25 protein-coding genes are annotated in these 22,551 nt (G+C 58.4%); 16 read left to right on the top strand and 9 right to left on the bottom strand.

The genetic code is table 11. The features are described 5' to 3' along the window. Positions 1–268: 268 nt before the first annotated feature. On the top strand, positions 269–751 hold the full coding sequence (locus DWB63_RS11360; protein WP_164879861.1) for a MarR family winged helix-turn-helix transcriptional regulator: 483 nt from the start codon (positions 269–271) through the stop codon (positions 749–751). Between the two features lie 17 nt (positions 752–768). Here the strand turns inward: DWB63_RS11360 and DWB63_RS11355 are convergent, their stop codons facing one another. From DWB63_RS11355 to DWB63_RS11345, 3 genes are read right to left on the bottom strand one after another with little or no spacing between them, the layout of a single operon-like run. Next, positions 769–1,407, bottom strand: a complete 639-nt coding sequence (locus DWB63_RS11355; RefSeq protein WP_128328952.1) for a LysE family translocator — start codon at positions 1,405–1,407, stop codon at positions 769–771. Positions 1,408–1,411: 4 nt separating this feature from the next. Further along, complete coding sequence (locus DWB63_RS11350; protein WP_128328951.1) at positions 1,412–1,855, bottom strand: PACE efflux transporter; 444 nt, start codon at positions 1,853–1,855, stop codon at positions 1,412–1,414. 53 nt (positions 1,856–1,908) lie between these two features. Then, a complete protein-coding gene (locus tag DWB63_RS11345; RefSeq protein ID WP_241648810.1) occupies positions 1,909–2,673 on the bottom strand; it encodes a transporter substrate-binding domain-containing protein in 765 nt (254 codons plus the stop codon). A gap of 170 nt (positions 2,674–2,843) precedes the next feature. On the opposite strand from DWB63_RS11345, the gene DWB63_RS17480 reads away from it, so the two are divergent. The 5 genes from DWB63_RS17480 to DWB63_RS11315 are packed head-to-tail and all read left to right on the top strand — an operon-like array spanning position 2,844 to position 6,287. Continuing rightward, positions 2,844–3,797 carry a DUF134 domain-containing protein gene (locus DWB63_RS17480; protein ID WP_241648808.1) on the top strand — a complete coding sequence of 318 codons (954 nt, stop codon included), beginning with the start codon at positions 2,844–2,846 and terminating at the stop codon, positions 3,795–3,797. Next, on the top strand, positions 3,794–4,657 hold the full coding sequence (locus tag DWB63_RS11330; protein WP_128328950.1) for an ATP-binding protein: 864 nt from the start codon (positions 3,794–3,796) through the stop codon (positions 4,655–4,657). The genes DWB63_RS17480 and DWB63_RS11330 overlap by 4 nt, the downstream gene beginning before the upstream one ends. Next, positions 4,650–5,528, top strand: coding sequence for an ATP-binding protein (locus DWB63_RS11325; RefSeq protein ID WP_128328949.1), 879 nt, complete (start codon positions 4,650–4,652; stop codon positions 5,526–5,528). The genes DWB63_RS11330 and DWB63_RS11325 overlap by 8 nt, the downstream gene beginning before the upstream one ends. 22 nt (positions 5,529–5,550) lie before the next feature. After that, complete coding sequence (locus DWB63_RS11320) at positions 5,551–5,925, top strand: NifB/NifX family molybdenum-iron cluster-binding protein (RefSeq protein ID WP_241648807.1); 375 nt, start codon at positions 5,551–5,553, stop codon at positions 5,923–5,925. A gap of 2 nt (positions 5,926–5,927) precedes the next feature. After that, positions 5,928–6,287, top strand: coding sequence for a response regulator (locus DWB63_RS11315; protein WP_128328948.1), 360 nt, complete (start codon positions 5,928–5,930; stop codon positions 6,285–6,287). A gap of 73 nt (positions 6,288–6,360) precedes the next feature. On the opposite strand, the gene DWB63_RS11310 is transcribed toward DWB63_RS11315, so the two are convergent. After that, entirely contained in the window at positions 6,361–7,890 is a 1,530-nt protein-coding gene (locus DWB63_RS11310) for a YifB family Mg chelatase-like AAA ATPase (RefSeq protein WP_128328990.1), read from the bottom strand. Positions 7,891–8,178: 288 nt separating this feature from the next. On the opposite strand from DWB63_RS11310, the gene DWB63_RS11305 reads away from it, so the two are divergent. Continuing rightward, positions 8,179–9,693, top strand: coding sequence for a GNAT family N-acetyltransferase (locus tag DWB63_RS11305; protein ID WP_164879860.1), 1,515 nt, complete (start codon positions 8,179–8,181; stop codon positions 9,691–9,693). Positions 9,694–9,731: 38 nt separating this feature from the next. On the opposite strand, the gene DWB63_RS11300 is transcribed toward DWB63_RS11305, so the two are convergent. Continuing rightward, on the bottom strand, positions 9,732–10,694 hold the full coding sequence (locus tag DWB63_RS11300) for a HAMP domain-containing sensor histidine kinase (RefSeq protein WP_128328946.1): 963 nt from the start codon (positions 10,692–10,694) through the stop codon (positions 9,732–9,734). A 90-nt stretch (positions 10,695–10,784) separates the two neighbouring features. Then, a complete protein-coding gene (locus tag DWB63_RS11295; RefSeq protein WP_128328945.1) occupies positions 10,785–11,507 on the bottom strand; it encodes a glycosyltransferase in 723 nt (240 codons plus the stop codon). Positions 11,508–11,656: 149 nt separating this feature from the next. Between DWB63_RS11295 and DWB63_RS11290 the strand changes: the two genes are divergently transcribed. The 8 genes from DWB63_RS11290 (at position 11,657) to DWB63_RS11255 (ending at position 18,685) form a co-directional block, all read left to right on the top strand. Then, positions 11,657–12,193, top strand: a complete 537-nt coding sequence (locus DWB63_RS11290) for a hypothetical protein (RefSeq protein WP_128328944.1) — start codon at positions 11,657–11,659, stop codon at positions 12,191–12,193. Between the two features lie 366 nt (positions 12,194–12,559). Next, positions 12,560–13,582 (top strand): MerR family transcriptional regulator, encoded by a 1,023-nt coding sequence (locus DWB63_RS11285; protein WP_128328943.1) that lies wholly within the window; start codon positions 12,560–12,562, stop codon positions 13,580–13,582. Between the two features lie 131 nt (positions 13,583–13,713). Continuing rightward, the gene (locus DWB63_RS11280) at positions 13,714–14,253 is read left to right on the top strand and encodes an aminodeoxychorismate/anthranilate synthase component II (protein ID WP_128328989.1); all 540 of its coding nucleotides are present in this window, start codon (positions 13,714–13,716) and stop codon (positions 14,251–14,253) included. Continuing rightward, positions 14,225–15,493, top strand: coding sequence for a chorismate-binding protein (locus DWB63_RS11275; protein ID WP_128328942.1), 1,269 nt, complete (start codon positions 14,225–14,227; stop codon positions 15,491–15,493). The genes DWB63_RS11280 and DWB63_RS11275 overlap by 29 nt, the downstream gene beginning before the upstream one ends. Beyond that, positions 15,490–16,263, top strand: a complete 774-nt coding sequence (locus DWB63_RS11270) for an aminotransferase class IV (RefSeq protein WP_128328941.1) — start codon at positions 15,490–15,492, stop codon at positions 16,261–16,263. The genes DWB63_RS11275 and DWB63_RS11270 overlap by 4 nt, the downstream gene beginning before the upstream one ends. 208 nt (positions 16,264–16,471) lie before the next feature. Next, entirely contained in the window at positions 16,472–16,969 is a 498-nt protein-coding gene (locus DWB63_RS11265; protein WP_128328940.1) for a rubrerythrin family protein, read from the top strand. Positions 16,970–17,096: 127 nt separating this feature from the next. Further along, complete coding sequence (ftsE, locus tag DWB63_RS11260; RefSeq protein ID WP_241648815.1) at positions 17,097–17,813, top strand: cell division ATP-binding protein FtsE; 717 nt, start codon at positions 17,097–17,099, stop codon at positions 17,811–17,813. Next, positions 17,810–18,685, top strand: a complete 876-nt coding sequence (locus DWB63_RS11255; RefSeq protein ID WP_128328939.1) for a permease-like cell division protein FtsX — start codon at positions 17,810–17,812, stop codon at positions 18,683–18,685. The genes ftsE and DWB63_RS11255 overlap by 4 nt, the downstream gene beginning before the upstream one ends. A gap of 739 nt (positions 18,686–19,424) precedes the next feature. Here DWB63_RS11255 and DWB63_RS17325 read toward each other — a convergent pair. Further along, positions 19,425–19,589 carry a hypothetical protein gene (locus DWB63_RS17325; RefSeq protein WP_164879859.1) on the bottom strand — a complete coding sequence of 55 codons (165 nt, stop codon included), beginning with the start codon at positions 19,587–19,589 and terminating at the stop codon, positions 19,425–19,427. Between the two features lie 183 nt (positions 19,590–19,772). Between DWB63_RS17325 and DWB63_RS11250 the strand changes: the two genes are divergently transcribed. After that, positions 19,773–20,654: a LysR family transcriptional regulator gene (locus DWB63_RS11250; protein ID WP_128328938.1), complete on the top strand. Its 882-nt coding sequence runs from the start codon at positions 19,773–19,775 to the stop codon at positions 20,652–20,654. Positions 20,655–20,665: 11 nt separating this feature from the next. Here DWB63_RS11250 and DWB63_RS11245 read toward each other — a convergent pair whose 3' ends face one another. Both DWB63_RS11245 and DWB63_RS11240 read right to left on the bottom strand, forming a co-directional pair. After that, the gene (locus DWB63_RS11245; RefSeq protein WP_241648805.1) at positions 20,666–21,562 is read right to left on the bottom strand and encodes a LysR family transcriptional regulator; all 897 of its coding nucleotides are present in this window, start codon (positions 21,560–21,562) and stop codon (positions 20,666–20,668) included. Next, on the bottom strand, positions 21,559–22,440 hold the full coding sequence (locus tag DWB63_RS11240) for a LysR family transcriptional regulator (RefSeq protein WP_128328937.1): 882 nt from the start codon (positions 22,438–22,440) through the stop codon (positions 21,559–21,561). The genes DWB63_RS11245 and DWB63_RS11240 overlap by 4 nt, the downstream gene beginning before the upstream one ends. Positions 22,441–22,551 lie beyond the last annotated feature (111 nt).

The following is a 22,551-nucleotide window of genomic DNA, read 5'->3' as shown; positions in this document are numbered from 1 at the left end:
TATCAGCTACGCCCCCATGCGCCAGGGCCATGATCATCCTACTTTTACAGGCTCGGGCTGCATTGATCAACACATTCGGCCTCCCGATGATCCAGCTACGACACGGCATTGGAAAAACCCGGCCTCGGCCCTCACAAAAAAAAGCACTGCCGTTACCCATGGGCTGATACCGCCCCGGAGGAGGTGCACGCCTGCAAGATATCTTCTTTCTCCAACCTTTCTTTGCGTCAATTTTGACAGTATATTGTCATTCTGTCATAGTGCTTACATGAACGGAAAACAGACACCTCTGGGCCGAAGCCCTGCCCATCGTTCGGAGGCCGGAGAAGAAACGGCCCGGTTCATTGCCGAGACGTTCCGCCTGCACCGGGAGCTGCTCCGTGCATCCGAGAACCTGGCCGCCGAATTCGGGCTGACATCTGCACGTTGGCGGGTGCTCGCCGCCTTCCGCGACAAGGCCCTGACCGTATCCTCGGTTGCCCGCCGCCTGGGCCTGGCCCGTCAGAGCGTGCAGCGAACGACCCGTTGTCTGGAGGCGGACGGATTCGTGGTTTTTTCCGGAAACCCGGATCATAAACGGGCCGATCTGGCGGGCCTGACGGAAAAGGGGGAGACCATGCTCAAGGAAATGGCAGCCCGACAGGGGGACTGGCTTGAGGCCCTGAGCACGGAGCTACCTCCGTCCAACCTGCGCATCGGCGTGGGCATGATGCGCGGCCTGATCAACCGGTTGTCGGAAGGGTCGGAATAACGACTTGGGAGGATCGGCTAACTTAACGGGTCTGCAAAGGCCAGACGGATACCCAGGCATACAAACAGGGTGCCTGCGGCCCGCTTTATCCACGATCCGTACTTCCCGCCGCCGCCGAAAACGGCGGAAGCCTTGGCCGCGAACCAGGCATACCCGAGATTGACCAGGGTGCCGTTGACAGTGAAAACAACCCCCAGGCACAAAAAGGCCAGAGGCTTGTTCGCCGCATCCGTCGACACGAACTGGGGCAGAAAAGCCATGAAAAACAAGGCCACCTTGGGATTGAGGGCGTTGGTCAGAAACCCCTGTGAAAACACCTTGCGCCTGGACATCTTGAAATAGTTTTTGTCCGCAGCATCCTGGCCGTTGCCGTTGCGCCGCCACATGGACAGCCCGACCCAGATCAGATAGCCCGCACCCGCAAACTTGACCACGGTAAAGGCCATGGCCGAAGTGGCAAGAATGGCGGACAGGCCGACGGCGGCGGCAAAGACGTGCACGAAACACCCTGCCCCCACGCCCAACGCGGCCACAGCGCCCATCTTCCACCCCAGGGACGACCCCCGACTGACGATGTAGAACACGTCCTGTCCCGGCGTGATGTTCAGGAGCAGAGCCGAAAACACGAACAAAACGAAATCATGTGTACCGAACATGAGGCTATTCCTTCACCTTTACCGGTGCAATCGCATGGGGCATGGGCCAGACCACATCATAGGCCCAGTTGAAAAGATAGGCATACACCAAATAGAACAAGGCAATTCCGATGTCGGCAACAAAAGCGGCCCAAAGGGAAATGTCCAACCACCAGGCCACAAAAGGCGTTGTCACGATAATCAGGCTGGCTTCGAAGGAAAAGGCATGCACAACGCGAAGCCAGGGCGGACGCACATGCACCAAACGGCCCATCTTCACCAACAGATGATCAAAGGCGAGGTTGAAGATGTAGTTGCACACCATGGCGGTCAGGGAAATGATGATGGACATGACCCCGACGCGCATCAGATCGCGGTCAAGCCACCAGGAAGCCAATGGCGTGCAGGTGACAAGGCCGAAAACCTCGAAACAAATGGTGTGGCGGAGCCTGTCTGCCTTCGTGCGCATGGACAAGGTCATTACACCCGCTTGAGTCGCTTGTCCACGGCCACCGGACGGAATTAATAATCGTCGAAATTCGGGTAGCTGTGGCCCCTCTTCTCATAGATGGGCCTGAGCTTGCCGTTCTCATGCAGGGTACGCATCCCGTCGTCGTACATCTTCATGACGACACTGCTGCGCGGGGAGGAGCTAAACATGGGATGATAGGAACGGTTGCCAGCCTTGCGGAAATCAAACAGCTTCCTATCAAATCTCGGCCCTTCGGCTATGGATTGCTGAATGAAGGACATGTCGTCCACGTAAAAATCCGAACGACCAAGAAGAACCATCTCCAGGCACTTCAGACCGGAGGACATCTCCCGGATGCGGACCGGCACCGGAAAGTCCCAGGTATGATAAAACCCCTTCTGGGCCACCACCTCCATACCCCTCAGACTCTCGGGGCCCTGCCAGGGACCAATACGAGCCTTGTCGAAAAACACATAGTAATCATTCACATAGAGGGGATAGCGAGCCAAACGCAATGGCTCCATAGCCTTGTCGTCGCAGATCATCATGTCCGCCCAACCGAGCCGGACCAGCTCATCGGCCCTGTCGGAAGGGACATAATCATGGCGCACCCTCACGTTATACAAGGCGAACACGGCATCGAGCACCTCATGGTACAGGCCGGTCCCATCCCGATTGGTGAAAGTGTCCCAGAACGGCCCGGCAGAGACCACTTCGGAAATAGTGTCCTCTGCCCCTGTGTCTGCCTGAGCCTGGAAAGACAAAAAACAGCAAAGAAGAATCAGAACCCAATTAACACGAATGATATTTCTCACGCATATTTCATAACGTCTTCAAGATATTAAAGTCAATCTCATTCCTAGTTAGCCACTCCCCGTTCGACACCTTTTCCAACTTTTTTTTGTGAGCATATGCTCATTTTACTTGACGGCACCATGCATGAGCGTATTTTCATCTGACGAAATGTTCATATCAGCGAGGGACCATGGGAAGACGGAAAAAAAGACGGATGGTGCAGCAGGAACCCGATGTGACGTATTACAAGCCACAAGGGATTCCCATGCTCGAACTGCAAAACGCCACTTTGACCTTCGAAGAACTTGAGGCGATTCGCCTAGCCGATGCCCAAGGGCTTTCCCAGGAAGAGGGGGCCAAAGTCATGGGTGTGTCCCGTGCGACCTTTGGCAGGGTGCTTGGCAAGGCCCGGCTGGTCGTTGCTACCGCATTGACCGGTGGCCACGCCATTCGGATCGAAGGCGGCCACTACACCCTTGCCGACAAGGCATGGGAATGCCCTGCAACAATGCCGGACGATCCGTCCGCAAACCATGGAGAAAATATCATGCCAGGGAAAAATGGAACTGGACCGGGCGCCGGAGGCGGCGGACGGTGCATGGGTGGCCAGGGACGCCGAATGGGCGGTCAGGGCCAGGGAATGGGCCAGGGACGTCGAATGGGCGGCCAGGGTCAAGGAATGGGCCAGGGACGCGGAATGGGTGGCCAGGGCCAGGGAACAGGAGCTGGAAACCAAGGCTCCACAACCGCAAAATTCAAGGATACTGCCGTGAACAAGATTGCCGTTACTGCCGAAGGCCCCACTCTGGACGACCGCGTCGACCCCCGTTTCGGTAGGTGCGGAGGCTTTGCCATAGTGGACCCGGAAACCATGGAAGTCGTGCAATACGTCGACAACGGCGGCTCTCAGGCCATGGCCCAGAGCGCCGGAATTCAGGCCGCGGAAAACGTGGCAAATGCTGGAGCCAAGGTGGTTTTGACCGGCTATGTCGGTCCCAAGGCCTTCTCCGCCCTGCAGGCCGCCGGCATCGGAATCGGACAGGATGTGGACAACCTGACCGTCCGTGAAGCCGTGGAAAAATTCAAGGCCGGAAACGTGCCCATGGCCGACAACCCCAATGCCCAGTCCGGAGGCAACAAATGATATACGCCGTAGCCAGTGGCAAGGGCGGAACGGGGAAGACCACAGTGTCTTCCTCGCTGGCCGCCTTATGGGATACCCCCGTGGCCCTGGTGGACCTTGACGTGGAGGAACCCAACCTGCACCTCTTTCTCCAGCCGGACCTGACCGACATCAGCAAGGCGTATATCGAAGTGCCTGAAGCGGACGAATCCAAATGCACCAGGTGCCGGGCCTGCGTGGATATCTGCCAGTTCAAGGCGATCACGATCATGGCCGACACCCTGCTCGTGTTCCCGGAAATGTGCCACGGATGCGGCGGCTGCCTCGAAGTCTGCCCCGAAGGAGCGCTTTCTCCGGGCAAACGAGAGCTGGGCGAGATATGCCGGGGCACGGCCGGGAGCCATGAGTTCATCATGGGACGGCTCCGCGTGGGCGAGGCCATGAGCCCGCCGCTCATGCGCCAGATTCGCACACTGTTCCCGGACCTCGGCACACGCGGCGACATCCTCATCGACGCGCCGCCCGGCGTGAGTTGTCCGGCCATAGCGGCGGTCACGGACGCGGATTGCATTGTCCTGGTCACGGAACCGACCCCGTTCGGCTTCCACGACTTCAAGCTTGCCTGGGAAGCCTTCAAACCGTTCGGAAAACCCATGGGCGCCGTGATCAACAGGGCGACTCTGGGCAACAATGCGGTCAAGGAGTTCTGTCAGGAGCACGACATCCCCATATGGGCTGAGATTCCCTACTCGCGGGATATTGCCGAAGCCTATTCCAGGGGCGAAATCATCTCCCTGCTGCTCAAGGGATTGGAAGAGACCTTCATCGACCTGCGACGCAACATGAAAGCGGCCGCAAAAGGCGAGGTGCGCCATGCGTGAGATCGTCATCATCAGCGGCAAGGGCGGCGCAGGCAAGACTTCCGTGGCCGGGGCGTTCGCGCACTTGGCAGATAACGCCATTCTCTGCGATCTGGACGTGGACGCCCCGGACCTGCATCTGCTCCTGAACCCGCAAATTGACTCGGAAAAGCAATTCTGGTCCGGCTTTGAGGCGATCATTGACCAGGAAAAATGCATCAACTGCGGCCAATGCGCCACCTTGTGCCGTTTCGACGCCATCACCGAGGGCGAAGACGGATTCAAGGTAAACCCCTTCGCCTGCGAAGGATGCAAAGTCTGCGTGACCCTGTGCCCGGAACAGGCCATCGACTTCCCGGAAAAACACTGCGGCCAGTGGTATGTTTCCCAGACCCGTTTCGGTCCCATGGTCCACGCCCAGCTCTTTCCGGGCGAGGAAAATTCCGGTCGGCTGGTCACCCTGCTCAAGCAGACAGCACGAACCATGGCCGAAGAACAGGGACTGGACCTGGTGCTCTGCGACGGAGCGCCCGGCATCGGCTGCCCTGTGATCAGCTCCATGGCCGGGACCGATCTGGCCGTGGTGGTCACCGAACCCACCCCGTCAGGCCTGCACGACCTCAAACGCGTGGCCGAGTTGTGCGACGGCTTTCGGACAAAGGTCACCGTGCTGATCAACAAATGGGACATCAACCCGGACATGACCGATCAGATCGAAGCTTGGTGCACAAGCCGGGGTCACGCCCTGGCCGGACGATTCCCCCATGACAAATCCGTGGTGGACGCCATGCTGAAAGGCAAGGTGATCACGGAATTTCAAGACAACCCAATGACGGATTCATTGAAACAGTCCTGGGCCGGAATTCTGGCCCTGCTGGATACCTGCAATTAACCAACTTACAAGGAGTTTTACCGTGAATACAAGAATTGCCATCCCCACTGCGGAACCCGGCGGCATGGACGCCGTCATCGACGCCCACTTCGGCCACTGCGCCATGTACACCTTGGTGGACGTGGAAGACGGGACCGTCAAAGAGGTTTCCATCGTGCCGAGCTGCCCGCACGTACAGGGCGGCTGCATGGCCCCGGTCAACTACCTGGCCGACAACAAGGTCAAGGCCCTGATCTCCGGCGGCATGGGTATGCGTCCCCTCATGGGCTTCAACGAAGTGGGCATCCAGGTGTATCACGGATCAGGCGCGCCCACGGTAAAAGCGGCCATTGAGGCTTTCCTGCACGACAGCCTGCCGGTCTTCACCGTGGATCAGACCTGCGGGGGCGGGCACTAGCCATGTCCATTGTCGTGGCAACCACACGCGCCGACACGCTGACAGGATTCATGACCGCCCTGGCGGTCGAGAGCGGGCTGGACATCGAGGTGCTCACCTCCGGGAAATCGACCCTGGAAAAAGTCAAGGTCCAAAAACCCCGACTGGTGGTCATCGACGAGGGGCTGCCCGACCTCAAACCCCTGGAACTGGTCCGTGAGATTCTCATGGTCTCGGCCATGACCCTGACTGCGGTGATCACCGACATGGCTGAAGAGGACTTTCACGAAGCCAGCGAAGGATACGGCGTACTCAAGGCGCTCCCGTTGGAACTCACACGGGACCACGGAAAGGAACTGGCCGGCCTGCTGGCCGGGGTATAGGCTCACCAAAGCAGAAACAAAGCCCTCCCGGCATACGTCGGGAGGGCTTTTGGGCGTGATTTCATTCGATGCGCTACCCCTCCCGGTCCATGGCCCGGTAGTTGATGGCTTCGGCCAGGTGGCCGTCGGTGATGGTGTCTGCACCGGCCAGGTCGGCGATGGTGCGGGCGATACGCAGGATGCGCGTATAGGCACGGGCGGAAAGGCCCAGGGATTCCACGGCCTGTTTCAGGAAACCGTGTTCGGCCTTGCCCAGTCCGCAGAACTCTTCCAGGGCAGAACCATCCAACTCGGCATTGAGAGAAAAATGACGCTCCTCGTACCGTGCAGTCTGGATATCGCGGGCGGCCATGATGCGCTCCCGCATGACCGCGGAATCCACTTCGGAGCGGGACTGCTTGAGGTCGTCATAGGGCACGGCTGGCACGTTCACGTGCAGGTCGATACGATCGAGCAGCGGCCCGGAAATCTTGCCCCGGTAACGCTGCACGGCCAGGGGGCTGCACGTGCAGGTATGGGTGTCGTCGGACATGTAGCCGCACGGACACGGGTTCATGGCCGCCACCAGCATGACGTCAGCCGGATATTTCAAGGTCATGAGCGAACGGGAGATGGAGACCTCGCCGTCCTCAAGGGGCTGACGCAGCACTTCGAGCACGGATTTCTTGAACTCCGGCATCTCGTCCAGAAAGAGCACGCCCCGATGGGCCAGGGATGTTTCGCCCGGCTGGGGGTAGCGTCCGCCGCCCACCAGGCCGACATCGGAGATGGTGTGATGCGGAGTGCGAAAGGGGCGGGTCACCATGAGCGCCCGGTTCTTCGGAAGCAATCCGGCAACCGAATAAACCTTGGTCACCTCCAGGGCCTCTTCGAAACGCAGGGGCGGCAACACCGTGGGGATACGCTTGGCCAGCATGGTCTTGCCCGAGCCGGGCGGGCCGATAAAGAGCAGATTGTGACCGCCAGCCGCCGCGATCTCGATGGCCCGCTTGGCATGTTCCTGGCCCTTGACCTCGCCGAAATCATTCAGATGGGCCCGACGCTCGCTCCACAGGGTGTCGATATCCACCGTTGCAGGCTGGATATCCTCTTCACCGAGCAGCATCCGCACCACCTGACCGAGATCGGACGCGCCCATGACGGCCAGGTCTCCGGCCACGGCCCCCTCGCGTCCGTTGGCTTCCGGGACAATAATGCCCTTCCCTTTGTCCTTGCGCGCAGCCAGGGCCAGGGGCAGGACGCCGGGCACTGACTTCAGGTCGCCGGTCAGGGACAATTCTCCCGCCATGAACCAGCCGTCAACGGCCTCCTGTTCGATGACGCCCATACCGCAGAGGATGCCCACGGCCAGCGGCAGGTCGTAACCGCTCCCGGCCTTGCGCACGTCCGCCGGGGCGAGGTTCACGGTAATCCGTGCGGGCGGCACCTTGAACCCGCAATTCTTGAGGGCGGAAAAAACGCGCTCCTTGGATTCCCTGACCGCACCTTCGGCCAGACCGACCATGGTGAAACAGGGCATTCCCGAGCGGGAAAAGTCGACTTCGAGCTGAACCTTGAAAGCGTCTATGCCCATGAGGGCGGCGCAAGCTATTTGGGCGATCAACATGAACCTCTGGATTAAAGTGTCAACAACCCATAATCGCTCTCATATTGTTTATCAAGAAAACGAACCTGAAATTTATTCAAACAGGCAACACGCCCCGTCCGCAAAGCAAGACAATCTGCCGCTTGTGCTTCCAGGCCCTCATGGGCTATGCACTGTAATCATCAGAGCTTTGGCCTGTTGTTAGACTCCGGAAAGTCCTGCATCCCCGCCGCCTGTGCGGCAGCCACAGTACCGGCCGCATTCCTGATGCTCACATTCACGAACACTCCAACCCGCAGCAACCCGATGAATCAAAACAACGACACCCCTCCTGCCCGATTTTTCCTGACAAAGATCTCTCTGCCCGTTCACAGGCTCATGACCGCCATGGCCGTGGAATGCGCAGGTCAGGTCGCGGCACTCCTCTCCTTTGACAAAAAAGCCACCTTCGGCCTCAAGCTCGCGGTGGACGAGGCGTTCTGCAATGCCGTGGAGCACTTTTCCGGGCCTGTTGATGAAGACGAACAGGTGCGCATCGAATTTTTCGTGGAAGGCGATGCCCTGATCGTCTCCATCAGGGAGCGGGGTATTCCCTTTGACTTGTCCCAGGCGGAGCGGTTTACCCCCGACACCCCGGAGGGCATGAACAAGCCCGGGCTGGGCACCCTGCTGATGCACCAGGGCATGGACTCGGTGGAGATGTTCATCCATGGCCGCGAGGGCAAAGAGGTCCGCCTGACCAAAAAACTGACCTTTGGCTGTCTGCCCCTGGGGCTGCTCGAAACCAAGACCGTCAAAGCCGGACGGAAACGGATCAGTGTGCCTGAGCCCCTGATCCGGCTGGCCGGCATTGACGACTTGCCCAAAATCTGCAGACTGGCATGGCGATGCTATGGGTTCACCCAGGAGGCGACCCTTTACGCTCTGGACGAACTGACCAAAAAAACCGAAAGCGGAGAGTACAAGTCCATGGTGGCCTTTGACCCTGCAAGCGGTAACATGATCGGACATTCGGCACTCAAGTACCAACCTCTGGGTGTCAATACCCCGGAACTGGGACTGGCCTTCGTGGACCCGGCCTACCGCTCTCCGGGTCTGCCCAAGAAAATCGCCGAAGCACTGTTCGATCTGGCCCGCAACCGAGGGGACAGGGGCATCTTCAGTTATTCCCTGACCACGCACACTTTTTCCCAAAAAGCACTGCACGAGGTTGATTCCCTGCCTTGCGGCCTGCTCCTGGGCATTGCGTCCCAGGATATGCAGATCAAGGAACTGGACACCTCAAGGCAGGTAAAAGGCTCGACCGTAACCCACTTTCACGTCCTCGACCGATCACCGGACACAATCTTCGTCCCTGACCGCCATCGGGAGATCGTAAAAGAGATCTACAGGCAGTTCGGACTCCCCAGGAACTTCGGTACTCCTGCTGTAGAACCGGCCACAGGGCTGTCCTCGGTCTCCACCGCGCTTCTGTCCAAGGAGACGAACGTGGCCTTTGTGACAGTGCACTCGATCGGAGCCGATACTGCCGGAGAAATGGCCGAAAGCCTGCGACAGTGCCGCCGGGAGCACCGTGACGCCGTATATGCATTTCTGCCGCTCGGCAATGCCGGCACTCCCCTGTTGGCCGAGGAGTGCGAACGCCTGGGGTTCTTCTTTGCCGGGATCATACCCCGCATCCATGACGGGCAAGACCGACTGCTCATGCAATATGTGGATATCCCGCTCAATACGGACGCCATCAGGGTCTATGGAGACCTGTCCCGAAAGCTGCTTTCGTACATCCTGAGCGAACAGGAACGCATCAGGAAGCTGCGGTGACGGCACAGCCCTGCGGGGGAATCCACCGCTTCGAATAATCAAGCCGGGCTCATGGGAACGCTGACCCTGAACAGCGACCCTTGCCCTTCTTCACTGGAAACCGTGATTTCGCCGCCCAATTGGTCCACAAGCCGTTTGACGATGGCCAGGCCGAGTCCCAGACCTCCCCGTGCCCCTGACGCATTGTCGACCTTGGTATAGGCCTCGAAAATGCGCTCGTGATCCGCCTTGGGGATGCCGATGCCGGTGTCCGTCACCGTAACGGTCAACTCCGTTCTCTCGGCTTTCTGAAAGGAAAAATGGACCGATATCCCGCCGTGTTGGGTGAACTTGACCGCATTGCCCACGAGGTTCAGGACGATCAGACGCAGGGCGGATTCGGAGCCGAGAATATGTTCCGGGATGTCGTTTTCAACGACAACCTGCAGTTCCAACTGCTTGGCGTCCGTCTGGGTCTGCGCCACATGGCGAACAAACTCCGCAAAGCCGGGCAGACTGAAGGCCTTCATCGTCACCGACCGATCACGGCTTATCCGGTTGAACTCGCGGACATCGTCGATGAGAACCGACAGATTCCTGGCGGCATTCATGGCCAGCTCGGCACTTTCCCGCCGCTCCGCCTCAGTCTCGGACAAATCCATCAGCTGAAGGGCTCCCACGATTCCGCTGAGCGGACTCTTCAGCTCATGGCATGCCACATCCATGAACTCCTCCTTGGATTTTGCCAATTCCTCAAGGCTGCTGTTGGCCTGTATGAGTTCGTCATGCACACGATTCAGGTCACAGGTTTTCCTTCTGAGATCGCGCAGACGCAGGACAGCGAAAACAACAAGACAAAGCAGAATGACGGGAACAATCAGGGCCAGCTCATCCAGCTCGAAAGACTCGTGCGCCCGGCTGAACGCGTAATACCATTCAAACGCATCGGTTTGGGCAAACAACAGGTAGCCTGTGCCCAACACGCCAACGTACAACATGATCTCTTTCCAGTACCTGTCCATGCCCACCTCGCTGTACGCTGTCTTTCCTCTCTTCCGGAATCAACCAGCCTGCCGGACCAGGTTCATTCCATTGGAACCTGTCTTGATAGGCTATGCTCCTTTGAACTCGCAAGGAAAGAACCTGTAAACGCCCGAGGGATCGACCTTTTTTCCTCGAACATAGTTGTATACGTTCATGTCGTGCACCACCTGCAGCCACAAGGGACCGGTCTCAGCCTGGATGACCGGGGCCACGTCATGTATGGAAGGATGATCCACCCAGAAAACCGTGTGCGGAGAATCCGGCCGCTCAAGCAGGGAAACAAAGGCATTGGTCTCGTCTTTGAAGTCGTAGAAGTCCCCTTCATGGAACTGCAGCCCGTTGGGAAAGTTAATGTACAGCGTGTCCGCGGGCTTGATGTCCTGCTCGTTGAGAGTCTCCACGACCCCGTGCAGACACTGCACGAAACCGATGGACAGACCGTCGTCGTTGTCCAGGCGGGTGGTCAGAAACCATTCGGCCTTTGGAGCGAGTTCCCGCATCTTTCCCCGCACCGTGTCCATGATCGTGTTGAACGCGCCGCAGAATACCGGCGTAAAATTGGGATACCTGGCGTACACGTCGATCAGGGCCTTGTACCGGGCCGGTGTCTGCTCATCAAAGAGAACCAGCCAGGTGAAATCCTGATTCACCTGGGCCTTGACCGTGGGAAAACAGTACTTTTGGAACAGCTCGAAACGCAGCGACAACCAAGTGTCCAACAACCGATTGGGAAAATCGATGTCATATATGTTCACGTTGAACCGGGTGATGATAAAATGATGGTACTTCACATGACTCTTCCCTTTTCGGATGAAAACACTAGGAAATGGATATCATCCTGATTGGTGCCGAACAACCAAAAATAGATACGCATCCAACTCTGGATTCTCAGTCCGTTACCTGCTAAAATTGATTCTTCACACCAACTCACGGAGGATCCATGCGGACCATATTGCTTGCCTTGCTTATGACGTTGACCCTTGTTGCCTGTGGGACCAAGGACGATACCATGGAGCAGCCCGTGCCCGACTCCGTTCCCGCCACTCAAGAAGCCACCGCACCGGCCCAGGACTCCGACGGGAAACCTGCCTCAACACACACCCTCAACGACGTAGTTCCCGAAGGCCCGGTCGGCACCCTGCAACTGACCAACGGCACCACCGTCGAACTTACCGAACTGATCAAGCTCGGCAATTATTATCTGTATATCTCGGGCAAGCTCAACGGACGTTCCTCCACCGTGATCAGCCTGACCCGCTTCCGCGATCTCCAGCGATGGGAAGCCTTCATATTCAAGGACAAGAACACCTTCACCATCACCACCAAGCAAGGCAAGGAACTCGTTTTCATGGACGCCCGCCTCTACCTGGGCAACGGCAGTTCGGACACCTACTCCTTCTATACCGTCAACGACCGGTTCGATAAGGTCCAGATTGACGTAAAGAAAAGCGACGTGGCCACCATCACACTCAAATAACCGGCCCCTTGCAGTTCTCCTGCAAGGTCTCCGGCAGCAAAAGGAAAAAGCTCTCACCGCCTTGACGTCTAGACGTTTTCTAGATAATAGATCGGTAAGTTTCGTTTTCTATTTTTCTTTGCTTCACAAGGGTGACGATTGGTGACGATTCAATACCAGGAGGACTGATGATCCGACTCGCTTTTGGTTCCATACCGCAAAAAGTGGTTGTCAGGCTTGGCAGAACGAACGCACTCACCTCAAGAATACAGACCCGGCCGGCCGCTGTTTCCTGTATCTGGAACAGCCGTTTCCGGACCAGGCCGAAACGCCTCAGCCTCAGTACCAGAACCACTTCCATAATCAGCCCAAGGATGAACAGCTATCATGGCAGATACCTATACTCATAAAGACCTGGCCACACTCTGCGGCGTTTCCGAAACCACCATCAAAAGCTATCGCCGCAAATTCCCCGGATTCATCCCGGTCCTGACCAGGGGCAAGCCCATCCGGTTCAGCCACGAGGCGGGCGAGGTCTGCCTCCGTATCCGCGACTGCTTCGCCAAGGGCATGTCCGTCAACGAGACCTTCAAAGTCTTAAAGGAAAACTTCAAGGAACAGCCGACGGCCAAGCCGCGCCGGGCCACAGCGCCGGAAACCGGCGCTTCGGGAACCATAAGTGAAGAATACCTGCAAAAATTCTTTGCCACCGCCGGACAGATGATGCAGGGCATGGCCGGATTGGCCACGGCCCAGGTCAAGGCGGAACAACGGCTGCGCAAGGTCGAATCCGTCCTGGGGCAACTTCTGGAGCTCGAGGCCCGGAACGAGGAAACCTTCGGCAAACTCCTGGAACAACGATACGCTGCGCCCGACCCCACATTTGGATCTTCCCCGGTCTCCGAACCTGTGTCCGAGCCCACGCCCGAACCTGTGTCCGAACCTGCGCCAAGGCCCGAGCCGGAAGCCAGGATTCGGGCGCGCAAGATCGTCAATGTGCGCGGGCCCGAAGGCGCAGTCGAATCCTATGCCCTGGAAAAGGACCAGGAGCAGTCCGCCCGCATGGAACAGCCGTCCGACGCCTTTCTCAATACGCCCATAGTCATCCACAACGATCAGGGAGAATTTCTGGGCGTCCCCGGCCGTTTGCCTTTGTCCGGATTCGTGAACGCGCTCGTCCGTGAGGCCGAGGAGACAGGCGCTTCCGTGACCGCATGGACACGAAAGGATGACGCCTGGGTTTTCACCATGGACGCACCCGGCGGCGACACCCATGCCCTGCATTTCAGCTCCACGACCACGCCCCGCGGCAATCTCGTGGTGCTCCTGGGTCGACTCGACGTCAACGGAACTCAAACCACACCGCAATTCCTCCAGGAGTTCTTCCGTCAGGTGAAGGACAAAATCTAGCCTCCGGCAGCTTGAGGAAGGAGGGAGAGATTTTCCCTCCTTTTGATCAGCCCATACCTCCCTCTCTTCCCAAAACGTATTGCGGCCTGTTTGCGGAGTGAGAAGGAGGGAAGCCCGAGACAGTGAAGATCATGAAAATCCTATTGATCGACAACAATGACAGCTTCACCAGAAACCTGGAGCACCTGCTGGTCGCAGCCGTAAACAAGGCCGTCGTGACCGTGGTGCCGTATGCCTCGCTTCCAGCGCTCCCCCTTGACGAACAGGACCTGATCGTCATTTCACCGGGGCCGGGCGATCCTGCCGAGTATCCCGGATACGACCGAATCTTTGCGGCGGGTGTGCCGGTGTTGGGAGTCTGCCTCGGTATGCAGATCATCAACCGGCACTTCGACGGTTGCACCGGCAAGCTGGCCGGATGCGTGCATGGCAAGACGGACGTTGTCCAACTGAATGGCCGCGAGCATGTGGTGGCCCGTTACCATTCACTGCATGTGGTCAAGACGGGCCAGGGGCTGGATGTCCTGGCCTCCAATGCCGACGGCGTGGTCATGTGTCTGGGCAGTCGGCAAAAACACGTTCTCGGATTTCAGTTCCATCCCGAATCCTTTCTCTCACCGGACGGAGGCTGGTTCATTGCCTATGCACTCGATTATCTTGCGCTCGATTAGCCGAATCCAGGTTGACCGCTTTGCCGGTGATCTGGCCCGTACCGACGGGTGCGACATGCTCCTGTCCGCTGACGGCTATCCGGCACAAACCGCATCCGTGATCGGGGTACGCCCGGTGGACGAGTTGGTGTTCACGAATACGACCGCGCCCGAGACCGTCAAAACGTTCTGCTTCGGCTCGCCGGGTCCGGCCCTGGGATTCGTCAGCTACGAATACGGCATGGGCCTGCGCAACGTCTCCTCCTCCAAATCCCATGATTTCCCGCTGGGCCATCTCAAAAAATACGCGGCTGTCATCACGTACCAGGACAACCGGGCCGAGATCGTTTCACCTGACACGCATCTGGCCGAGGCCCTGGCCGACCGTTTGAGCCGAACACCGAATGCACACAGCGCCCACGCCGTGATCGGTCTCCCGGGGACCGCCCCGGAATTATCCCTTGACCAAACAGCGTATGAGGCGGGTGTTGGCGAGACACTGGAACGCATTCTGTCGGGCCACACCTACCAGCTCAACCTGTCCACCCGTTTTTCCTGGCACTGTCCCGATCTCGACGCCCTGGGCCTGTTCCTGAGCCTGAAGCAGCGGCATCCCGCGCCGTTCTATGCCTGGATCACCAGCGGTCCCAAACGGGTGCTGTCCACCTCGCCGGAACGGTTCCTGCGAGTGCAGGAGGGCCGGGTGCTGTCCCAGCCCATCAAGGGAACCTGCCGCCTCGGCAAAGACCGGCTCATGGCCGAAGAACGTCTGACCGGCTCGGCCAAGGAGTCGGCGGAACTGTCCATGATCGTGGACCTGGTCCGCAACGACATCTCGGCCAACTGCGAATACGGCTCTGTACGGGTGGAACACCACAAATCAGTCTTTGCGGTGGACGGACTGCTCCAGATGTATTCCGACGTCTGCGGCGTTCTGCGCAGCGACCGGGACTGCCTGGACCTCTTTTTCGACGCCTTTCCCGGCGGTTCCATCACGGGCTGTCCCAAGAAACGGTCCATGGAGATCATCGAGGAGCTGGAGCCGCACACCAGGGGCGTGTACTGCGGATCAGTCGTGTGCATCCGGGACGAGCGGAACATGGATTCCTCCATTGCCATCCGCACGGCCGTCCACGACACGGACACCGGGGTTCTGGAATCCTACGCCGGAAGCGGCATCGTAGTGGACTCGAATCCCGCAAGAGAGTATCAGGAAACCCTGGCCAAAGCCGCAAAATTTCTTGCCCTGGGAGAATCATGATCCATTACCGCAACAACGGCTACACCCTGGAAGGGATCAGCCTGGACCCGTCGGCTCCGGCCTTTCGCTACGGTGCCGGCTTTTTCGAGACCCTTTATTACAACGGTCGCGACGTCTGCCACCTCGACATGCACCTCGACCGCATCCTCCACTCGCTGCGGTCCTATGACATTCCCTATACCACCGTGGATTTCGAAGAGGTCATCCACCAGATACTCAACCGCAACGGCCTTGAAAAACAGACCGCACGCGTGAACATCTTCTATCCCATCGAGACCGAAGCGGCTTCGCCCGTCATCACGGCCGCACCCCATGACCCCAAGCCGTACAAGGCCTATCGGCTCTGCGTATGCAAGGACCGCCATGTCTCCACCCTCAACGGCCAAAAAACCACCAACTACATGTTCTTCCACCTGGCAATGCGCCGGGCCAAATCACGCGGATTCGACGATGCAGCCCTGTTCGACCTGGAAGACAATCTCCTGGAGGCCGCCACAGGCGCCCTTGTCCTCCAGAAGGAAGGCCAATTCGTATGCGTGGATTCCCCCTACCGGCTGCCCTCCACTGCACTGGCCCTGGCCAGAGAGGTCCTGGACATCCTGCCCGTACGGTTGCCTATGGAGGAACTCACCTCATTCCGGCATGCCTATATCCTGAACTCCGTCATCGGGATGCGTCCGGTTGTCTCCATCGGCGAAACCGCCTTTGTGCCCAACGACGATCCCTGCAAAGAGGTCATGCAACTCGTCCTCGGGGATGTAGAATCCTGACCCGGACCAACAGGCATCCACGCCTGACCGCAACCAGGACTTCCTCCGAAGCGGCAAGTCTCTGGTTGCCAAGAGGCCGCACTGTCCTTATCAAAATCAAAGAATCCCATAGCATTTTTAACTTGATTTATTAGATGGTAATAATTACTAAATAAACGCAACATATCTGACCTCCCGGCCGCATCAACCCAAAACACAGGAGACTGCCATGAGCAAGACCACGGAAAATCTGAAAACGGCGTTTGCCGGTGAATCTCAGGCCAACCGCAAATATCTGGCCTTTGCCGAAAAGGCTGAAAGCGAAGGCAAGCCCGGCGTGGCCAAACTATTCCGCGCTGCCGCAGCCGCCGAAACCATCCATGCACACGCGCACCTGCGCCTTCTGAAGGGCATCGGCACCACTGAGGAAAATCTCAAGGAAGCCATCGAGGGCGAGACCTACGAGTTCAAGTCCATGTACCCGGAGATGATGGAAGACGCCAAAGCCGAAGGCGAAAACGCCATCCTGCGCTATTTCGGGTTTGCCAACGAAGCTGAAAAAATCCATGCCCAGCTCTACACCGCTGCCCTTGAGGCCGGAATCGACACCTTTGCCGATGCCGAATTCTACATCTGCTCGGTCTGCGGCCACACCCAGGACGGCGAGCCCACGGAAAAATGTCCCATTTGCGGCGCAGCACCCAAGGCCTACAAAAAAGTCGACTAATCCCGGCCCGAACGCCTCATTTACGCCGCCCAACCCGACAAATTCGGACTGGGCGGCGCTTTCGTATCGTGGCTGCCGGACACAGGCCTGTACAAAAACCGGCAGTAAAGGTACATGAATCATCATGATGGTCAACGTGGAACGCCTCTCCTACAACTTTGGAGCCTACTGGGCGCTCAAGGACATTTCCTTCAAGCTGGGCAAGGGTGAATTCCTGTTCCTGACAGGCCATTCGGGCGCAGGCAAGACCACCTTGCTCCGCCTCCTCTACGGCGCACTGCCGGTCGAACGCGGACGGGCCTCCGTGGCCGGATTTCAGCTCAACAACTTGAAAAAACGGGATATTCCCAAACTCCGCCGCAAGGTCGGTGTGGTTTTTCAGGACTTCAAGATCCTGCCGGACCGCACTGTCTTCGATAACGTGGCCATGGCGCTCGAGGTGCGCGGCATGCCACGGACCCACCTGGAACGGCGGGTGCGGGCCATTGTCCGGGCCTTGGGACTCGAAACCAAAAGCTATTCCCTGTGCGAACGACTGTCCGGCGGTGAACAGCAGCGCGTGGCCATAGCACGGTCCATGGTCGCCAACCCGGAACTGATCCTCGCCGACGAACCCACCGGCAACCTGGATGTGGACCTGACCATGCACCTCATGGAAATCTTCAAGCAGTTCCATACCTACGGCACCTCGGTCATCATGGCCACCCACAGCCCCGAGGTGCTCGAATGCGTACCCAGCGCGCGCATACTCCATCTTCAGGACGGCCGCATCGTCGAAAACGGCATGACCGCCCCGGAGGAGTTTCCTGAAGACGAGCCCGAACTCGACGGGGTTGGATTATGACCGGGCAATTCTTCCGACTCACCCTGCGCGGCGTGGCGGACCTGCGCCTGCACCCCTTTGCCCAACTGCTCACCCTCATCGCCGTGGGCATGGTCACCCTGCTCACCGGGCTGATTCTGGTGGGGCTGCACAACGTCAACCTCGAACTGCTCAAATCCCGCGGCCAGGTCGAATTCCAGATCTATTGGAAAACCGACATCGATGCGGCCGTGGTGGTCAAGGACTGGGATGTCATCCGCGCATTGGAACACCTGACCGCGTTCAAGACCTTCACCCCGGAAAACGCCCTGACCGAACTGGCCACCACCCTGGGCGAAACTGGTGACTTCTCCTGGCTGGCCGACAACAACCCGCTGCCCTATTCCGGCCTGGCCTCCTTTGCAGTGCCCCCGGAAGCCCAAAACGAGGGATGGGCCGTGAAACTGCTCACGGAACTCAAGTCCCTGCCCGGCGTGGACAAGGTCAACTATGCCCCGTTCCAGGCCGACCTGGCCCAAGGATGGCGAACCCTGTCCCAGATGGTCATCTGGCCCATCCTCGGCTTCCTGGGACTCATCGTCTCCCTGGTGGTGCACAATACCATCAAACTTTCCCTGCTCACCCGCATGGACGAAGTGGAAATTCTCTCCCTGGTCGGTGCCAGCCCCAGCTATGTCCGCTGGCCCATGCTTACCGGCGGATTCTTCCAGGGCATCCTCGGCTCGGGACTCGGCATAGGCCTGCTCGCACTCACCCACTCCATGGTGGCCGAAGCACTCAATTTCCCGCCATTCCTCATCGAAATCCAATTTCTGCCGCTGAACCAACTGGCCATCCTGGCCGGAACCGTGACCCTCGTCTCGGTCATCTCCAGCTGGGTCGCCATCAAGTAGGATCGTTGTCTCCGGCAGCTGGGGGGAAGGAGGAGGAAACCTTTTGAAAAAGGTCTTCTCCCCCTTCCCCCCATCCCTCTCTTTCCAAAACTTTTTGGTGCCGCTTTCGCGGGCCTTTGCACGTTTCCTCACCCGAGCAAAAAGACACCAACGAAACGCTGTGGCTCACCCAACGGCCCGAGGCTTGGGAGAATGGATCAGACGCGCAGTCAACACCGCTTTTCACCCCTCTCCTACACATCCACGACGACAAAAGACACCAGCGAAGCGCTCTGCCTCTCCTACCACCGGCTCAAAATTTGGGAGAATGGATCAGAGATATACAGTTAACGCCATTTGCACGCTCCTACCCACACCCCCCTGTCCCCCAAAGACACCAGCAAAGCGCTGTGTCTCCTCCCCAACGATCAAGGCATGGGGGAGTGGGCCGGATATACAATTAACGCCGCCCTCCACCATAACAAAGACACCAGCAAAGCGCTGCGTCTCCCCCCAACGGCCCGAGGCTTGGGAGAGTGGGTCAGATGTGCATTTGACGGGTGCAGCCGACCCGCAGGCGTAGCAGCGCTACGTCGAGGACTCGGCAAACCCGGCAAATGTGCAGATGGCCCGCTCTCCCAAGCCGACACCGTGACAAAACAAAAAAGAGCCGCTCTTGTCTGGATGGAAAGGATGAAACTTTCCAGACAAGAGCGGCTCTAACCCGCTTGGTCGTGGGGAGCTGAACGCTCCCGAAAAATTATGCGCCCCTGGTGAACAGGGTCAGGGCGAATGCAGCCATGGTTGAAACCATGGTTGCGGAAGCCGATCGACGACTCCGGTTGTTCCTGCGCGAACGAGCAGGAGTCTGACGGTGAGCATTGTTGCTCATGTTCATCATGGCCAGACGGGTATCGTTATCCATGCTCATTTTTCTGTTCCTTTCCTTGTGCCGCCAAACGGGCGTGTTTCCATACCTGCACATCTACGGATGTCGGTGTAATCAATCCAATTGTTTTGTTTGATGTACTTGTTCAGAAATACTGATGGTATTTTAATTCTCAATCGGGTATGATTATGGGGGACATAAAAGGAGCTGATCAAGACCATGGAACTCTACCAACTCAACATATTCGTGGTCGTGGCCGAGGAGGGACACCTGACCCGCGCATCGGTCCGGCTGCACACCAGCCAGCCCTCTGTGAGCGCGCACATCAAGTCGCTGGAAGAGGAGCTTGAAACCAAGTTGTTCATCCGCACGCCCAAGGGAATGCGGCTGACCGAGGCGGGAGAGCGACTCAAGGTCAAGGCGGAAAACGTGCTCAAGGCCGCCAGAGACCTCAGGATCGAGGCACGGAACATGGGCGACGAGCTGGTGGGAGACCTCTCTCTCGGACTGAACACGGACGCGGAGTACCTGCGAATAGTACCGCTGCTCACCACCCTGGCCGAAAAACATCCCAAGATCACCCTACAGATTCAGCAACGGGCCTCCACTTCAGTGCAGGAGACCGTCAGGGACGGTGTGTTGGACTGCGGTTTCATTTTTGGTGAGCCGAGACACCCGGAGATCAAGACCGTTCCTCTGGAGAACACTCATTTTTATGTGGCCGTGCCGGATATCTGGAAAGACCGCATGAAGGGAGGCCTGGAGGCCCTGGCTGATCTGCCCTGGATCACGGACCCCTCGGACAACCCGGTACAAAAACTCGTGGAACAGTTTTTCAAGTCGCGCAATATCAAGCCGATTACCCAGCTCAAGGTGGATGGAGACGAGGTCATTCGGGTACTTGTGGCGGCGGGCAAGGGCATCTCCTTTCTCCGAAAAAACGAAGTGGAGACGGCCAACCGTATCGGTCAGGCAGTGCACACCATGTTCTTTGAGGAATTGTCCATCCAGGCAAACTTCGTCTATCTCAGGCGGCACGATCAGGACCCGGTCATGCGGGCGGTCATTGACCAGGTGAAACAGGTCTGGGGGCTGGAATAGGCAGAGCGATATCAGGCGCAGTCCGCATCTTCCCAAGTCTGGGCCACCACGTCGGTCAGGGCGCGGATCAGCGGGTCACCCTGCCGACTCTTCGGGTAGACAAAGCAGATATGAAGCGACAGGACAGGACCGGTTTCGCAGATCAGGGCGGTGCCTTCAGCGACCATGGCGTCGGCATCGGACTGCTTGAGCAGGGATACTCCCTTTCCGGCGGCCACGAGCCTGCGGATGACGTCCTCGGAATCCGCTTCGATGTAGTCGGTTATCAGAATTCCCGAGTCCTCGAACACACCCTCGATGATCTTCATGAACGGGCAATCCACGTCAGGCTTGATCCAGGGCATGGCCGCGAGCTGATCAAGGGACTTGTCCTTGACCCTGGCCGCCCAGGTTGACGGGGCCACCACTCGGACCGGGATTTCCCTGAGCTTTAATGCGGTCACCTCCGGATACAGATTGTCGAAAAAGGAAAAACCAGCATCGATCCTGCGATCGCGCACATCCTTGAGGATGGGGCCGGAAGACCCCTGCATGAACTTGAGCCTGAGTTTGGGCTGGGCCATGGCCATGGCCTCCGAGAGTTCGGCCACGCGCAAGAATTCCGGGTCAGTGTTCAGGGCGATGGTCAGGGTGCCGGTCAGCTCTTCCCGGTAACTTGTGGCCTGGTTGACCATGTCCTCGGCGGCCAACAGGACCGAGTCCGCCTTGAGTTTGAGTCCCTTGCCCACTTCGGTCAGCTGCATGCCGCGCGGGGTGCGCACGAACAGAGGCAGACCCAACTCCTCCTCCAGCGCCTTGATGTGGCCGCTCACTGCGGGCTGGCTGGCATAGATGCGTTCGGCAGCCTTGGTCAGATTGCCCTCTTCGGCCACCACGACAAATGTCTTGAGCTGGTACAGTTCCATCATACCCCCCAGGTTCGGCGCACGATCTCGATGAGCGCGGCCATGGACGGGTTCTGCTCATCGCCCTTGCGGTAGACGAAGTTCAGTTCCACGGGATACCGGCCTACCAGGGCGCATTCCGCGGCTTGTCCCGCCTGAAGAAGCTCGGCCACCTCGTCCTCACGGACCAGGGCCAGGGCCTTACCCTCAATGATCAGTGGCCGGATCACATCTTCGGAGTCGGCACCGATGGTTCTGGACGGCACTATCCCGTACTCGTTGAAGATGGATAGTTGCAGCTCCCGGAACGGGCAATGACTGGTGGGCATGATCCAGGTATAGGCGGACAAAGCCCGGGCATCCGCCAGGGCCAGATCGTTTTCCCATTTGGCCGCGCCCATGATGGAATATGTCGGTTCGGCCAGTTTGACGTCTTCGAGGTCGCGGTACGGGTTGCCCGAGAAAATGAACCCAGCATCCAGGTTCCTGGCCCGGATCTCGCTCAAGATCACACCTGACGGCGACTGGACAAGCTTCAGGTTGAGCTTGGGGAACTGTTCGCTCAAACGGGTGATCAGACTGACGGTCTTGAGAAATGCCGGATCGGAACACAAGCCCAGCCCCACATGACCGGCCACTTCGCCGCCCAGCGTCACCGCCCGGGCCTGGAGCATATTGGCTGCGGTCAACACCTTGATGGCGTCCTCGACCAGCTCGGCTCCGGCCTGGGTCAACTCCACGCCGCGCGGCACCCGGTCGAACAGACGCACGCCCAGTTCCTCTTCCAGGGCCTTGATGTGCGCGCTCACCGCAGGCTGGGTGGCATGCACCCGCTTGCCCGCGCGGGTAATGTTGCCTTCCTCGGCCACGGCCACGAACGTTCTCAATTGATACAGTTCCATGCGCACTACATACCCGCACAAAGGAGAAGGGGCAATCAGGATTCCTTATGGGTGGCGTCATGCTTTGTAATTGGACCGAGAACAGCCTTTCCCCTAGGAGGAGAATACGGC

Origin of the sequence: Pseudodesulfovibrio sp. S3 (assembly GCF_004025585.1) — a bacterium.
In the GTDB taxonomy this organism is placed as follows: Bacteria; Desulfobacterota; Desulfovibrionia; order Desulfovibrionales; family Desulfovibrionaceae; genus Pseudodesulfovibrio.
The sequence above is the reverse complement of the archived record's forward strand: the minus strand, read 5'-3'. Positions and strand labels throughout refer to the sequence as shown.

Bases quoted from the DNA above. Each gene is read 5' to 3' on its own strand.
- DWB63_RS11330 (WP_128328950.1), top strand. From the start codon at position 3,794: ATGATATACGCCGTAGCCAGTGGCAAGGGCGGAACGGGGAAGACCACA.
- DWB63_RS11255 (WP_128328939.1), top strand. From the start codon at position 17,810: ATGACCGGGCAATTCTTCCGACTCACCCTGCGCGGCGTGGCGGACCTG.
- DWB63_RS11285 (WP_128328943.1), top strand. From the start codon at position 12,560: ATGGCAGATACCTATACTCATAAAGACCTGGCCACACTCTGCGGCGTT.
- ftsE (WP_241648815.1), top strand. From the start codon at position 17,097: ATGGTCAACGTGGAACGCCTCTCCTACAACTTTGGAGCCTACTGGGCG.
- DWB63_RS11315 (WP_128328948.1), top strand. From the start codon at position 5,928: ATGTCCATTGTCGTGGCAACCACACGCGCCGACACGCTGACAGGATTC.
- DWB63_RS11265 (WP_128328940.1), top strand. From the start codon at position 16,472: ATGAGCAAGACCACGGAAAATCTGAAAACGGCGTTTGCCGGTGAATCT.
- DWB63_RS11240 (WP_128328937.1), bottom strand. From the start codon at position 22,440: ATGGAACTGTATCAATTGAGAACGTTCGTGGCCGTGGCCGAGGAAGGC.
- DWB63_RS17325 (WP_164879859.1), bottom strand. From the start codon at position 19,589: ATGGATAACGATACCCGTCTGGCCATGATGAACATGAGCAACAATGCT.
- DWB63_RS11280 (WP_128328989.1), top strand. From the start codon at position 13,714: ATGAAAATCCTATTGATCGACAACAATGACAGCTTCACCAGAAACCTG.
- DWB63_RS11270 (WP_128328941.1), top strand. From the start codon at position 15,490: ATGATCCATTACCGCAACAACGGCTACACCCTGGAAGGGATCAGCCTG.
- DWB63_RS11250 (WP_128328938.1), top strand. From the start codon at position 19,773: ATGGAACTCTACCAACTCAACATATTCGTGGTCGTGGCCGAGGAGGGA.
- DWB63_RS11305 (WP_164879860.1), top strand. From the start codon at position 8,179: ATGAATCAAAACAACGACACCCCTCCTGCCCGATTTTTCCTGACAAAG.
- DWB63_RS17480 (WP_241648808.1), top strand. From the start codon at position 2,844: ATGGGAAGACGGAAAAAAAGACGGATGGTGCAGCAGGAACCCGATGTG.
- DWB63_RS11275 (WP_128328942.1), top strand. From the start codon at position 14,225: ATGCACTCGATTATCTTGCGCTCGATTAGCCGAATCCAGGTTGACCGC.
- DWB63_RS11300 (WP_128328946.1), bottom strand. From the start codon at position 10,694: ATGGACAGGTACTGGAAAGAGATCATGTTGTACGTTGGCGTGTTGGGC.
- DWB63_RS11350 (WP_128328951.1), bottom strand. From the start codon at position 1,855: ATGCGCACGAAGGCAGACAGGCTCCGCCACACCATTTGTTTCGAGGTT.
- DWB63_RS11325 (WP_128328949.1), top strand. From the start codon at position 4,650: ATGCGTGAGATCGTCATCATCAGCGGCAAGGGCGGCGCAGGCAAGACT.
- DWB63_RS11245 (WP_241648805.1), bottom strand. From the start codon at position 21,562: ATGATGGAACTGTACCAGCTCAAGACATTTGTCGTGGTGGCCGAAGAG.
- DWB63_RS11355 (WP_128328952.1), bottom strand. From the start codon at position 1,407: ATGTTCGGTACACATGATTTCGTTTTGTTCGTGTTTTCGGCTCTGCTC.
- DWB63_RS11290 (WP_128328944.1), top strand. From the start codon at position 11,657: ATGCGGACCATATTGCTTGCCTTGCTTATGACGTTGACCCTTGTTGCC.
- DWB63_RS11360 (WP_164879861.1), top strand. From the start codon at position 269: ATGAACGGAAAACAGACACCTCTGGGCCGAAGCCCTGCCCATCGTTCG.